The 12,643-nt window shown below is 43.8% G+C and carries 11 protein-coding genes; 7 read left to right on the top strand and 4 right to left on the bottom strand.

Going from position 1 to position 12,643, the window contains the following annotated elements:
* Positions 1 to 34: 34 nt before the first annotated feature.
* Complete coding sequence (locus JQX68_RS14975) at positions 35 to 526, bottom strand: GAF domain-containing protein (RefSeq protein ID WP_014664995.1); 492 nt, start codon at positions 524 to 526, stop codon at positions 35 to 37.
* Between the two features lie 126 nt (positions 527 to 652).
* Here JQX68_RS14975 and refZ point away from each other — a divergent pair, with 126 nt between their 5' ends.
* On the top strand, positions 653 to 1,276 hold the full coding sequence (gene refZ / locus JQX68_RS14970) for a transcriptional regulator RefZ (protein WP_205440330.1): 624 nt from the start codon (positions 653 to 655) through the stop codon (positions 1,274 to 1,276).
* On the opposite strand, the gene hisJ is transcribed toward refZ, so the two are convergent.
* On the bottom strand, positions 1,273 to 2,079 hold the full coding sequence (hisJ, locus tag JQX68_RS14965) for a histidinol-phosphatase HisJ (RefSeq protein ID WP_014664993.1): 807 nt from the start codon (positions 2,077 to 2,079) through the stop codon (positions 1,273 to 1,275). The two genes, refZ and hisJ, sit on opposite strands and share 4 nt — an antisense overlap.
* A gap of 196 nt (positions 2,080 to 2,275) precedes the next feature.
* Between hisJ and ezrA the strand changes: the two genes are divergently transcribed.
* Positions 2,276 to 3,979 carry a septation ring formation regulator EzrA gene (gene ezrA / locus JQX68_RS14960; RefSeq protein ID WP_148343553.1) on the top strand — a complete coding sequence of 568 codons (1,704 nt, stop codon included), beginning with the start codon at positions 2,276 to 2,278 and terminating at the stop codon, positions 3,977 to 3,979.
* A gap of 104 nt (positions 3,980 to 4,083) precedes the next feature.
* On the opposite strand, the gene brnQ is transcribed toward ezrA, so the two are convergent.
* Positions 4,084 to 5,421, bottom strand: a complete 1,338-nt coding sequence (brnQ, locus tag JQX68_RS14955; RefSeq protein WP_069840125.1) for a branched-chain amino acid transport system II carrier protein — start codon at positions 5,419 to 5,421, stop codon at positions 4,084 to 4,086.
* Between the two features lie 201 nt (positions 5,422 to 5,622).
* Here brnQ and JQX68_RS14950 point away from each other — a divergent pair, with 201 nt between their 5' ends.
* The 5 genes from JQX68_RS14950 to JQX68_RS14930 all read left to right on the top strand — a co-directional run bounded on the left by JQX68_RS14950 (position 5,623) and on the right by JQX68_RS14930 (position 11,657).
* Positions 5,623 to 6,768 (top strand): cysteine desulfurase family protein, encoded by a 1,146-nt coding sequence (locus tag JQX68_RS14950; RefSeq protein ID WP_014664990.1) that lies wholly within the window; start codon positions 5,623 to 5,625, stop codon positions 6,766 to 6,768.
* Positions 6,769 to 6,771: 3 nt separating this feature from the next.
* Positions 6,772 to 7,977, top strand: coding sequence for a tRNA uracil 4-sulfurtransferase ThiI (thiI, locus tag JQX68_RS14945; protein ID WP_014664989.1), 1,206 nt, complete (start codon positions 6,772 to 6,774; stop codon positions 7,975 to 7,977).
* A 93-nt stretch (positions 7,978 to 8,070) separates the two neighbouring features.
* Positions 8,071 to 8,280: an alpha type acid-soluble spore protein SspA gene (gene sspA / locus JQX68_RS14940; protein WP_003223491.1), complete on the top strand. Its 210-nt coding sequence runs from the start codon at positions 8,071 to 8,073 to the stop codon at positions 8,278 to 8,280.
* A 178-nt stretch (positions 8,281 to 8,458) separates the two neighbouring features.
* Positions 8,459 to 10,048: an acyl-CoA synthetase MbcS gene (gene mbcS / locus JQX68_RS14935; RefSeq protein ID WP_205440329.1), complete on the top strand. Its 1,590-nt coding sequence runs from the start codon at positions 8,459 to 8,461 to the stop codon at positions 10,046 to 10,048.
* Positions 10,049 to 10,067: 19 nt separating this feature from the next.
* Positions 10,068 to 11,657 (top strand): amidohydrolase, encoded by a 1,590-nt coding sequence (locus tag JQX68_RS14930; RefSeq protein WP_205440328.1) that lies wholly within the window; start codon positions 10,068 to 10,070, stop codon positions 11,655 to 11,657.
* Between the two features lie 32 nt (positions 11,658 to 11,689).
* Here JQX68_RS14930 and JQX68_RS14925 read toward each other — a convergent pair whose 3' ends face one another.
* The gene (locus JQX68_RS14925) at positions 11,690 to 12,493 is read right to left on the bottom strand and encodes an NAD kinase (protein WP_134975939.1); all 804 of its coding nucleotides are present in this window, start codon (positions 12,491 to 12,493) and stop codon (positions 11,690 to 11,692) included.
* Positions 12,494 to 12,643 lie beyond the last annotated feature (150 nt).

Below are 12,643 nucleotides of genomic sequence, written 5' to 3'. Positions count from 1 at the left end.
AAGCCCAAAACGATATCAGTTTTGGGCTTTTGTATTACTGCGCTAATGCTTTTTCTAGCTTTTCGGCAAATTGAGTTAAGTATTTTTCATCAATTTCGTCGAAACGGTTTTTCACGGGGCTGTCGATATCCAAGACGCCGACCATTTTTCCGTCTACACGAATCGGAAGCACAATTTCTGATTGAGACGCTGCATCGCAGGCGATATGTCCCGGAAACGCGTTTACATCCTCCACACGCTCCACTTTTCCGTTTGCGTACGCTGTGCCGCAAACCCCTCTGCCGAAAGGAATCCGAACACATGCCGGAAGGCCTTGGAATGGACCTAACACAAGCTGTCCATCCTCTTCTTTGGCAAAATAGAAACCAGCCCAGTTGACCTCAGGCAGCGAATGATACAGCAGTGCTGAGGCATTTGCATAGTTAGCTATTGGATCTGTTTCGTCTTCGGTCATGGCTTCGAGCTGTTTTAGCAGAAGCTGATAGTCTTTTTCTTTATCTCCAGATTGTTTTTCGACATGGAACATGGAAAACCCTCACTTTTTCTATAATATAAAACAAAGTTCCGGCTTTTCTGCCGGCATTTGTCGATAAGTTCTTACAGGAACAGCGGCTTCCTGCTTGAATAATATCAAGAGGAAGGAGTGAGCCGTATGAAAGTAAGCACCAAAGACAAAATTATTGAATCTGCTGTCATGCTTTTTAACCAAAAAGGATTTTCTGGCACGTCTGTCCGTGAAATCGCAAAGTCAGCTGATGTAAATGTTGCGCACATCTCCTACTATTTTAAAGGCAAAGGAGGCTTGATGGAACACTTAGTTTCAGAGTTTTATGAAGGCTACAGCAAAACGCTTGAAACAGCGGCAAGCAATATCTGTTCTCATAGCACGCAGGAACAGCTTCTCCAATTGGTTTTCGATATTTTATCCTATCAGCATAATCATCGTCAATTAACTCGTTTTGTCTACCGGGAAGTCACAATTGACTCCACGTTAATCAGGGAAATTATGTCGACATATTTAATGAAGGAAAAGTATATCTTCCAGCTGATCATTGAGGAAGGAGAAAAACGGTGTGAACATTTAACACTGCCGCTGCCTCATTTTATTCTTCAATTAAAATCTCTCTTGATGATGCCCTATCTCCAGCCTCAATATATTTCAGAAGTGCTCTACATGCAGCCGCACGAGCCATATTTTTATAAAATGTATTTTGAAGAGATCAAGATTTGGATCAAAAGCGTCTTCCGGACAGGAGACGTGGCGCTCACCAATTAGCATCGTTCCAAAAACGCCTCATACGCATATCCGACATCTCCCGCTTGATGGGCATCAGACCCAAACACAAGCGGGATCTTCTTTTGCTTCGCTTCATTCAGCATCCAATCCTCGATATAAATACCGCCAGCGTACATTTTTCTTAAGCCGGAAGTATTGAAGTCGAGCTCCATTCCGTTTTTTTCAATGGCATCCAGACACTCAGAAACGAGACCGCGAATATGCTCTGACATGCTATACGGAAACAGCTTGATGAATTTTTGGACGAGTGTGATGTGACCGACTCTTTTTGGCTTATAGACGCCGAGAGATGCTACAATGGAAGAATAGATACTCCGGTAATATTGTTCATATACAGCTTCAATGCTTCCGCAGGCTGAAATCAGCTCTTTAAAGGTATGCTCGTCATAATCAAGGCACAGATAGGAAGAGCCTGTGCGCAAAAAATGAACGGATAAGATGCTGTCATCTAAATATGGCCCGTATGTATCCAGGAATAATGTAATTTCATCTTCAAATCCAGCAATATAATCGACTTCAAGCCCCGTCCGGATAGAAAGCTGTCCGCCATATTCTTTTTTTAATCCGGAAATTTCATGAATATAGCGTTCCAAAGAAGCTTGCGCCATCGCGCTGTCCTTCAGCGGCGTGGGATCGGTGAAAGAGGGCGGCAATGGGGCGTGTTCGGTAAAAGTAATCGATTCGAACCCTTTTTTTAAGGCTTCTTCTGCATATTGTCTGAGTGTGTCACTGGAGCCGTGAGGGCAAAATGGTGTGTGAATATGTCCGTCTCGCTTTTGCATTGATGTCACCCCATGAAAAAATAGTCAAATCCTGCCGATTTTGCACAAAAAGTTTTTGATTTCTGGTCAAAAAATGTTTGTTACATGGTATCATAATAACAATGAAAACGACAGTTTTTCTCAATACATATCCTGAAATCTTTCTGAATAAATAAAACACCCTGACAGATTAAGGTAAACAGCAAGGGGGCTCATTATGGAGTTTGTCATTGGATTATTAATTGTACTGCTTGCGCTGTTTGCGGCAGGCTACTTTTTCAGGAAAAAAATCTACGCCGAAATCGACCGGCTGGAATCGTGGAAGATTGAAATTCTGAATCGGTCGATTGTGGAAGAAATGTCCAAAATTAAACATTTAAAAATGACGGGTCAGACAGAAGAGTTCTTTGAGAAGTGGCGTGAAGAATGGGATGAGATTGTCACAGCCCACATGCCGAAAGTTGAAGAGCTCCTTTATGATGCCGAGGAAAATGCAGACAAATACCGGTTTAAAAAGGCCAATCAAGTGCTCGTTCATATCGACGACTTGCTGACAGCGGCGGAATCAAGCATTGAAAAGATTCTTCGGGAAATCAGCGACCTTGTCACAAGTGAGGAAAAGAGCCGTGAAGAGATTGAACAGGTGAGGGAGCGCTATTCGAAATCTCGAAAAAACCTGCTGGCATACAGCCACCTTTACGGGGACCTTTATGACAGCCTTGAAAAGGATCTGGACGAAATTTGGAGCGGCATCAAACAATTTGAAGAAGAAACAGAAGGCGGAAACTATATTGCTGCACGAAAAGTATTGCTTGAGCAGGACCGGAATCTTGACCGGCTTCAGTCATACATAGATGACGTGCCGAAGCTGTTAGCTGATTGTAAGCAGACGGTGCCGGGCCAGATTGCAAAGCTCAAGGACGGCTATGCCGAGATGAAAGAAAAAGGGTACAAGCTTGAACATATCCAGCTTGATAAGGAATTAGAAAATCTGTCAAATCAGTTAAAACGGGCGGAGCATGTCCTGATGACTGAGCTGGATATTGATGAAGCGTCCGCAATTCTGCAGCTTATTGATGAAAATATTCAATCTGTTTATCAGCAGCTGGAGGGCGAAGTTGAAGCCGGTCAATCTGTACTAAGCAAAATGCCTGAATTGATTATTGCTTATGACAAGCTTAAAGAAGAGAAAGAGCATACGAGAGCGGAAACTGAGCTGGTGAAGGAAAGCTACAGGCTGACAGCCGGCGAGCTCGGCAAACAGCAGGCTTTTGAAAAGCGCCTTGATGAAATTGGCAAGCTGCTGTCATCTGTTAAAGATAAGCTTGATGCAGAGCATGTCGCCTACTCACTTTTAGTAGATGAAGTTACTTCAATAGAGAAGCAGCTTGAAGAAGTGAAAAAAGAGCATGCCGAGTATCGTGAAAATCTGCAAGCGCTCAGAAAAGAAGAGCTTCAGGCGAGGGAGACGCTCAGCAATTTGAAAAAAACAATTTCTGAGACAGCAAGACTGTTGAAGACTAGCAACATTCCAGGCATTCCGGGCCGTATTCAAGAGATGCTGGAGAACGCGCATCATCACATTCAAGAGACAGTCAATCAACTAAACGAACTTCCATTAAATATGGAAGAAGCCGGAGCCCATTTGAAGCAAGCAGAAGATATCGTCAACAGAGCAAGCCGGGAATCAGAAGAACTTGTCGAGCAGGTCATCCTCATTGAAAAAATCATTCAGTTCGGAAACCGGTTCAGAAGCCAGAATCATATTTTATCTGAACAGCTGAAAGAAGCGGAAAGACGTTTTTACGAATATGATTACAATGAAGCGTATGAAATAGCAGCAGCCGCAGTTGAAAAAGCCGCACCGGGTGCTGTCCGAAAAATAGAATCGCAAAAGACAAAAGAGCATCAATACCAATAAAGAGTATATAAAAGGCCGGCGCATACATGCTCGGCCTTTTATATGTATTCAGAATATAAAAAAGCCTTATTGGATGTGTATCCAATAAGGCTTTTTGGTTTTCGCTAGTTGATATTAGCTGGTTTTTTATTCGAACCGGTAACAAGAGAAATCAGATAACCGGCAACGCCTCCAATGATTGCAGGTAGGACCCAGCCAAATCCTAAGCTGTAAAGCGGCAGCGATTGACTGAGAACTTTATTTAAAGAACCGAGAGGAATGCTTGCGGCATTCAGGCCATCGATAATGCTAAAAATACCAGTTGCGATCAAACAAAGAATATATACTTCACGTCTGCCTTTAAATGATTTTTCAATAAATGAAAGCAGAATGATAACAATTGCTAACGGATAAATAGCTGATAAAATAGGAACTGAGAACAAAATGATATTTGACAGCCCAAAGTTAGAAATAATAAAGCTGAACACAGTGACAATCGTTACAACGGCTTTATAAGATAAAGAAGGAATCAGCTTTGAGAAATAATTTCCGCATGAAGAGACAAGGCCAATGCTTGTAGTCAAGCACGCGAATAGGATAGCGACGCCTAAAATGATATTTCCTAATGATCCGAACAGGTGCTGTGAAGATTCAGATAAAATTTTGCTTCCTGAACCGAGGAGTCCTACAGAATCTGTGCTTGTTGCTCCTAAATAGGCGAGTGAAACGTAAACCAGACCGAGTCCCGCTGCTGCAACAAGTCCCGCTTTAATACATACAGAAGCAACTGATTTACGGCTGGTGATGCCTCTGTCCTTAACAGCATTGACAACGACAATTCCGAACACAATAGAAGCAAGTGCATCCATTGTTTTATAGCCTTCTAAAAATCCTTTAAACAATGATCCGGAAGCATACGCTTCAAGCGGTGACCGAATGTCCCCCATCGGCGTTACGATGCTTTTGATGACTAATATAGCAATAACAGCAAGCAAAATAGGTGTTAAAACTTTTCCAATACGGTCAACAAGCTTTGTAGGATTTAAAGCCAGATAGTACGTAATAGCGAAAAAAATAAATGTGAAAACAAGCAGCGCGACCCAAGAAGGTATCCCGCTTACAAACGGTACAGCGGCAATCTCATAAGAGACTGTGCCTGTCCGCGGAATCGCGAACAGCGGTCCGATTGTTAAATAAAGAACGACAGTAAAAATTGTTCCGAAGACCGGATGTGCTTTATCAGCAAGGCCTTTGGCATCCGTCCCTGTTAAAGCGACAGCTACAACACCTAAAAGCGGCAAACCGACACCCGTCACGAGAAAGCCAGCCATCGCTTTCCAAACATTTTCCCCGGCTGCTTGTCCAAGTTCCGGCGGAAATATCATATTTCCTGCACCAAAGAACAGTGCAAAGAGCATAAGCCCAATCGCGATCGTTTCCTTGGCTGATAGTGTTGATTTCATAATGTATAAGTCCTCCTAATTTTACTATGGTAGAATATTCTGTCAATTAATTGTCAGATAATATGACGAAAGTAACAAATCTAATTATAGGTGAATGCATGAAGAAGTCAATAGTAATTTTATTTACTTTTTCAGCAGTAATTTGTTATGGTAACATATAAAATTAGTTTTGTATCGCTTTCATATTAAAGGAGTAAAATGATGTTATATTTAGACAATAGTTCAACAACGAAGCCTTATGATGAAGTCTTGAACGTGTATGAACAGACAAGCAGCCGATATTTTGGCAATCCTTCATCTTTGCACCGATATGGAGCCGAAACGGAACAGCTGCTTCAGGCAGCCAAAAATCAAATCAAAAGGTCCTTAGGCCTAAAAAAATATGATATTGTATTTACGTCAGGCGCCACAGAAGCCAATAATGCGGCTTTAAAAGGAGCCGCTTTGTCAAAAATAAAAACAGGCAAACATATCATTACCACTTCTATTGAACATCCATCCGTTACGGAATCGTTAGAACAGCTGAAAGAGTTGTTCGGGTTTGATGTTACTTATCTTTCTGTAAACGAAGACGGATTTGTTTCTATTGAAGAACTAAAAAAAGCCATCCGTCCCGATACCGTCCTAGTCAGCATGATGCATGTGAACAATGAAGTTGGTTCCGTGCAGCCGATTGAAGAGGCAGGAGAAGTGCTGAAAGAGCACTCGAACATTTTGTTTCACGTTGATTATGTGCAGGGCATCTATAAAGTGCCCTTGGCAATTGAAAAGGCCGGCATTGATCTATGTTCAATATCAGGGCATAAATTTCACGGTCTAAAGGGGACAGGCGCACTTATTGTAAAAGAAGGAACACGCCTTATTCCGCTCATAACGGGAGGCTCTCAGCAAAAAGGCATACGGGCCGGAACGGAACATACTGCCGGTGCGGTTTCGCTTGCCAAGGCCATTAATCTTGCCGCTGCTGATTTTGCTGCACGGCTTGACACGATGACTGCCGCAAAGGAATTGTTTATGAAAAGGCTGAGTGAAATTGAGGGCGTCGTTATCAACACGCCTCAAATGAATAGCGCACCGCACATTATTAATTTCTCTGTTCCGGGGATTAAAGCAGAAGTGCTTTTACACATGCTTGAAGAACAGGATATATTCGTCTCCACAACGTCTGCTTGCTCAGCAAAAGAACATAAGCCCAGTAAAGTTCTTTTAGAGATGGGCAAAGGAGAGCAGATTGCCGGAAGCAGCATCAGAATCAGTTTAAATTACAGCCAGACAAGCGATGTGGCAGAACCGTTTATAAACGCGCTTCGTCCTGGCATCAAAAAATTAAGGGAAATGATGAGGTAGAACATGAATTACGATCATATATTAATTCGTTTTGGGGAAATTTCGACCAAAGGCAAAAACAGAAAAAGCTTTATTGAGCGCTTAAAACAAAACGTGAGACTCGTTTTGAAAGACTATCCGAATTTGAAATACTTTTCCAATAGGGATCGCATGACGATTACATTAAATGGTGAGGACCCTGAGGCTCTTTTTCCTCATTTAAAGCAGGTGTTTGGGATTCAAAGCTTCAGCCTGGCGATTAAGTGTGACAGCCGCCTTGATGATATTAAGGCAACTGCTTTGCAGGCTATCAAGGATCAGTATAAACCAGGTGATACGTTTAAAGTTGCGACAAAGAGAGCGTATAAACAATTTGAATTAGATACAAACCAGATGAACGCTGAAATCGGCGGCCATATTTTGCGAAATACAGAAGGCTTGACGGTCGATGTCCGCAACCCAGACATCCCGCTCAGAATCGAAATCAGGGAAGAAGCAACATTTTTGACAATTCGTGATGAAAAAGGTGCAGGCGGGCTGCCGGTTGGTTCAGCAGGAAAAGCGATGCTCATGCTTTCCGGCGGTTTTGACAGTCCTGTGGCCGGTTTTTATGCGATGAAACGGGGGCTGTCGGTAGAAGCTGTTCATTTCTTCAGCCCGCCATACACGAGTGAGCGCGCAAAGCAAAAGGTAATGGATCTGGCAAAATGCCTGTCCCGTTTTGGGGGAAGCATGACGCTTCATATCGTTCCATTTACAAAAACGCAAGAGCTCATCCAAAAACAAATTCCTGAAAATTACACGATGACGGCAACCCGCCGCCTTATGCTCCAGATCGCCGACAGAATCAGAGAAAAGAGAAACGGGCTTGCCATCATTACGGGAGAAAGCCTCGGTCAGGTAGCGAGCCAAACGCTTGAAAGCATGTATGCGATTAATGCGGTGACGTCAACACCGATTTTGCGCCCGTTAATCGCCATGGATAAAACAGAAATCATCGAAAAATCACGGGAAATCGGCACTTATGAGACAAGCATTCAGCCGTTTGAAGATTGCTGCACGATCTTTACGCCGCCAAGCCCGAAAACACGCCCTAAAAAAGAGAAAATTGAACACTTTGAAAGCTTTGTTGATTTCGAGCCGTATATTCAAGAAGCGGTTGATAACATTGAGACAATGACCCTGTATAGCGAACAAGAGGCTAACGATAAATTCGCTGAACTCTTTTAAAGCCATTTCTAGCTCCTGTATACAATTACCAAAGTTTTTGTGAATGAAGCCATGTGTTTTAACACATTCTATACTCACAAGGAGGTGAGACACATGGCTAACAATAACTCAGGTAACAGCAACAACCTTTTAGTACCAGGAGCTGCTCAAGCGATCGACCAAATGAAATTAGAAATCGCTTCTGAATTCGGTGTAAACCTTGGAGCAGACACAACTTCTCGCGCTAACGGTTCTGTTGGAGGAGAGATCACAAAACGTCTTGTATCTTTTGCTCAACAAAACATGGGCGGAGGACAATTCTAATTTACAATTTCACATAATGGCTTTGGAGTGGGGGAATCCCCACTCCTTTTCATTTTTTACATATAAAAAAGGACCAGCGGCCTATAAAATCTATGTTTACAGAGGTTGTTTTTAGGCATATCCTTACGGAAAGAGCCTGTATTTATGTATAATGGGTGGAGAAAGTGAGGAGTTGTTCGTGTTAAAACGTGAAGATTTAATTGCCCCTATGCAATATAATTTAGTGAATGAAATGGAAAAGTTCAGTGCCGCTGGACAAAAAACCGCTCTTCTATGGGAGGACGAGTCGGGCAAGCAAGAATTATGGTCTTATGAAAAGCTGATGGAAGAAACAAATAAAATCGGAGCGGTCTTAGCTGATCTTGGATTTAAAAAGGGAGACAAGCTGATTGTAATGGTTCCGCGGGTGCTAGAAGCCTATGCAGTTTATTTGGCTATCCTGAAATCTGGAATGGTTGTCATTCCGTGCTCCGAAATGCTTCGCGCGAAGGATCTTGAATACCGGATTGAACATGCAGAGGTAAAAGGCGCCATCGTCTACTCCGAATTTATTGGCGCTTTCCGTGATGTCAGTACGGCTGACAAACTGATTACACTGTCTATTGGTGAGAATGATGCCGGCTGGAAAAATCTCTTATCAATTGAAGCGGACGGAAGCCAATTTAAAACAGCTGACACAACAAGAGATGATATGGCTTTCTTATCTTATACTTCCGGGACAACAGGTCAGCCGAAAGGTGTTGTACATACACACGGATGGGCATTTGCTCATTTAAAAACTTCTGCCGGCGCTTGGCTTGATATTTCTGAAAAGGATATCGTCTGGGCGACTGCTGCCCCAGGCTGGCAAAAGTGGGTGTGGAGCCCATTTTTAGCGGTGCTAGGCAGCGGAGCAACGGGTTTTGTGTACCACGGCAGATTCAAAGCAGAAAAATATTTAGAGCTTTTAAACCGCTACAAAATCAATGTTTTCTGCTGTACGCCGACAGAATACCGCTTAATGGCGAAGGTCGAAGGCTTGGACCGCTTTGATCTTTCTGCCCTTCACAGCGCTGTTTCCGCAGGCGAGCCACTCAACCGTGAAGTCATTGATGTTTTCCAAAAGCACTTTGGCATTAAGGTACGGGACGGATACGGCCAAACAGAAAGCACGCTTTTAGTCGGTGTTTTGAAAGATACGGCTATTAAACCGGGAAGCATGGGAAAACCAACACCGGGAAATCAGGTGGAAATCATTAATGAAGACGGTGAAGTCTGCAAACCTGGTGAGGTTGGCGATATCGCTGTTCACCTCAGCACGCCTGCGCTCTTTAAGGAATATTTTAAAGATCCGGAAAGAATGAAAACACAAATTCGCGGCGATTATTTCCTAACGGGAGACAGAGCGAGAAAAGATGAGGAAGGTTACTTCTGGTTTGAAAGCCGAAATGACGATATCATTATCAGCTCCGGCTACACGATTGGGCCATTCGAGGTGGAAGACGCGCTTGTTAAGCACCCTGAAGTAAAAGAGTGTGCTGTTGTCGCAAGCCCTGATGAAATCAGAGGCTCCATCGTTAAGGCATACGTTGTCCTGCAAAATCATGAAAAACGAAGTGATGAGCTTGTCAAAATACTGCAAAATCATGTGAAGACGATTACCGCTCCATACAAATACCCAAGAGAAATTGAATTTGTGGAAAGCCTGCCGAAAACGGCTTCTGCAAAAATCAGACGAGTGGAATTAAGAAAACGTGAAGAACAGCTCAAAGCCAATAAAAAGGCGTAAAGAAAGAGAGTGAATGTGAATGAAGGCGATATGGCACGGCGGTTTCATTTATACGATGCTCGAAGAAGGCGATCGGACAGAGGCAGTTTATGTTGAGGATGGTGTCATAAAAGGCACCGGCAGCTATGAACATCTGAAGGAAAAGTACGGCTCCCCGGAAACAGAAGAAATCAGCCTGAATGGAGCAGTGATGTTCCCCGGTTTTGTTGACAGCCATCTACATTTGATTGGCCACGGCGAAAAACAGCTTCAGCTTGATCTGTCCGCACTGACGTCTAAAGAAGCGATTGTACAGGCTGTAAAGGAAAGAGAGCGGCAGCTACTTAAAGACGAGTGGCTCATTGGAGAGGGCTGGAATGAAAATCAGTTTGAGACACCGGACTATTTGAATAAGCATGATCTAGACCGCCTGTTTCCAGACAGGCCCGTCTTGCTCAAGCGAGTATGCAGGCATGCAATAGCCGTTAATTCTGCGGCTCTTCAAGCGGCGGGAATTTCAAGAAACACTCCTGATCCTGACGGCGGCGTCATCGTAAAAGACGCAAATGGAGAGCCGACGGGCCTTCTTTTTGATAAGGCGCAGGATTTGATTCTGAAGGCTGTCCCGCCAGTCTCCCAGCATTATGTTGATGAGGCATTAACGGCTGCAATAGAGGACTGCTGGACAAAAGGCCTGACAGGCGGACATTCGGAAGACTTGTCCTATTATGGTGATGTTTCGGTGCCGATGAAAGCTTATGAGAAAGCTGCCGCTAGCGGAAAGTATCCGTTCCGCTGTCATCTGCTCGTTCATCATGAGGCTGTCGACCGATGGGAGGAGCTGGAGAAGCCGTCCGGCCCGTATGTGGAGTTTGGAGCGATGAAAATCTTTGCGGACGGGGCGCTTGGCGGGAGAACGGCTTTATTGAAAGAACCATATCTGGATGATCCATCAACTCAGGGGGTTCAGGTTCATGATGACGAAACCCTTGGCCGGCTCATTCGCAAAGCGAGAGAAAAAGGGATGGAGGTTGCTGTTCATGCAATCGGCGATCTTGCTTTTGAAAAAGTGCTCCACGCAATAGAAAAGCATCCGCCCCAAAACGGCCGGCATGATCGGCTTATACATGCTCAAGTACTTGATAGCGAATTAATCGAGAGAGCAGCAAACATGCCGATCGCGCTTGATCTTCAGCCGCATTTCGTTGCAAGCGATTTTCCGTGGGTCATTGACCGTCTCGGAAAAGACCGGATGAAGACTGCATTTGCCTGGAAAACCTTGATGTCTAAAGGCATTTTATGCGCTGGCGGTTCAGACGCTCCGATTGAGCCTGTTGACCCGCTTCTTGGGATCCAGTCCGCGGTGCTTCGCAAGAGCATTCATGAGCATAACGGGCCAAGCTATAATGAAAGTGAATGTTTATCTGTATATGAAGCGATAAAGCTTTATACAGAAGGAAGCGCCGGAATCATTTATAAAGAGAAGTCACGCGGAAAAATTGCGGAAGGCTATGACGCGGATTTTACAGTTCTCAGTGGCGATCCGTTTGCCATTGACCCCGCACAGCTTCATCTTTTAGATATTAAAAAAACCGTGATTAACGGCCAGATTGTATATGAGAAATCATAAAAGGACAGGCAGCAGCCTGTCCTTTTAATTTTTTATAAAAAAGTACGCTTCACTTTTTCCCAAAATGAATTGTCCTTTAGTTTGACTGTTTTTATTTTTTTATTAGACAGTTTGATTTCGATCGTTTTCACATTTCTCGTGCTGAGTGCTTCATTGTCCAAGCCGATGATTGGGTGTTCGTTGCCGTCTTGCACCACACGAAGGGTCAGCTTTCGGTCAGAGCTGAGGACAAATGGCGAGCCGAGTGTCCGGTAGGTGTTATTGTTAAGGGATGCAAGCTCTGATACCTGCATGCATGGAAGCAGCGGATCAACAACCGCTCCTGCAACAGACTTGTTATAGGCGGTGCTGCCTGTAGGCGTTGAGATAATCATCCCGTCACCTCTAAACGTTTCAAAGTGCAGATCGTCAATCAGCACGTCCATCACAAAGGTTTTAATGATGCTTGAACGGATGGATACCTCGTTTAAGCAGTGAAAAGGACTGGCATGATCCACTGTCACTTCAATCAGCGGATATTTTCTGACTTCAATTTGTTCAAACGTCATGGCATCGACCATTTTTTCTCGCTCATCACTATGAAAGTCGCAATATAAATGAGCTTTCCCCTTTTTGGTAATGCCGACGTACAAGCAGTCGTCGCGAAAATTCGTTTTTCTGACTGCCTGCAAAAATGTGCCGTCCCCGCCAATGCTGGCAATAATATTGGCATCTGAGTGCTGGTTCACAACGGTAAATCCATGCTCTTCAGCCAATTGTGTTAACGAGCGGGCTTGTTCGTTTGTTTTCTGGTCCTGTTTGTGAAAAAAATAAACATTACGGCGTTGTTCGGTCATATCCCATTTCCCCTTTGCTGTCATATTTAAGTTTTTCTACCATCCAGTATTTGTGATAAAATACCTTTGGCCATAAGTGTACCACGTTTGCCGGCAGCCCGTTAAGCCGGAGCTTTCTCATGAAGTGAAACATTTTTCATATTGAATCGT

The sequence above is a fragment of the Bacillus sp. LJBS06 genome, from assembly GCF_016924995.1.
In the GTDB taxonomy this organism is placed as follows: Bacteria; Bacillota; Bacilli; order Bacillales; family Bacillaceae; genus Bacillus; species Bacillus stercoris.
The sequence above is the reverse complement of the archived record's forward strand: the minus strand, read 5'-3'. Positions and strand labels throughout refer to the sequence as shown.

Bases quoted from the DNA above. Each gene is read 5' to 3' on its own strand.
- JQX68_RS14975 (WP_014664995.1), bottom strand. From the start codon at position 526: ATGTTCCATGTCGAAAAACAATCTGGAGATAAAGAAAAAGACTATCAG.
- refZ (WP_205440330.1), top strand. From the start codon at position 653: ATGAAAGTAAGCACCAAAGACAAAATTATTGAATCTGCTGTCATGCTT.
- hisJ (WP_014664993.1), bottom strand. From the start codon at position 2,079: ATGCAAAAGCGAGACGGACATATTCACACACCATTTTGCCCTCACGGC.
- ezrA (WP_148343553.1), top strand. From the start codon at position 2,276: ATGGAGTTTGTCATTGGATTATTAATTGTACTGCTTGCGCTGTTTGCG.
- brnQ (WP_069840125.1), bottom strand. From the start codon at position 5,421: ATGAAATCAACACTATCAGCCAAGGAAACGATCGCGATTGGGCTTATG.
- JQX68_RS14950 (WP_014664990.1), top strand. From the start codon at position 5,623: ATGTTATATTTAGACAATAGTTCAACAACGAAGCCTTATGATGAAGTC.
- thiI (WP_014664989.1), top strand. From the start codon at position 6,772: ATGAATTACGATCATATATTAATTCGTTTTGGGGAAATTTCGACCAAA.
- sspA (WP_003223491.1), top strand. From the start codon at position 8,071: ATGGCTAACAATAACTCAGGTAACAGCAACAACCTTTTAGTACCAGGA.
- JQX68_RS14930 (WP_205440328.1), top strand. From the start codon at position 10,068: ATGAAGGCGATATGGCACGGCGGTTTCATTTATACGATGCTCGAAGAA.
- JQX68_RS14925 (WP_134975939.1), bottom strand. From the start codon at position 12,493: ATGACCGAACAACGCCGTAATGTTTATTTTTTTCACAAACAGGACCAG.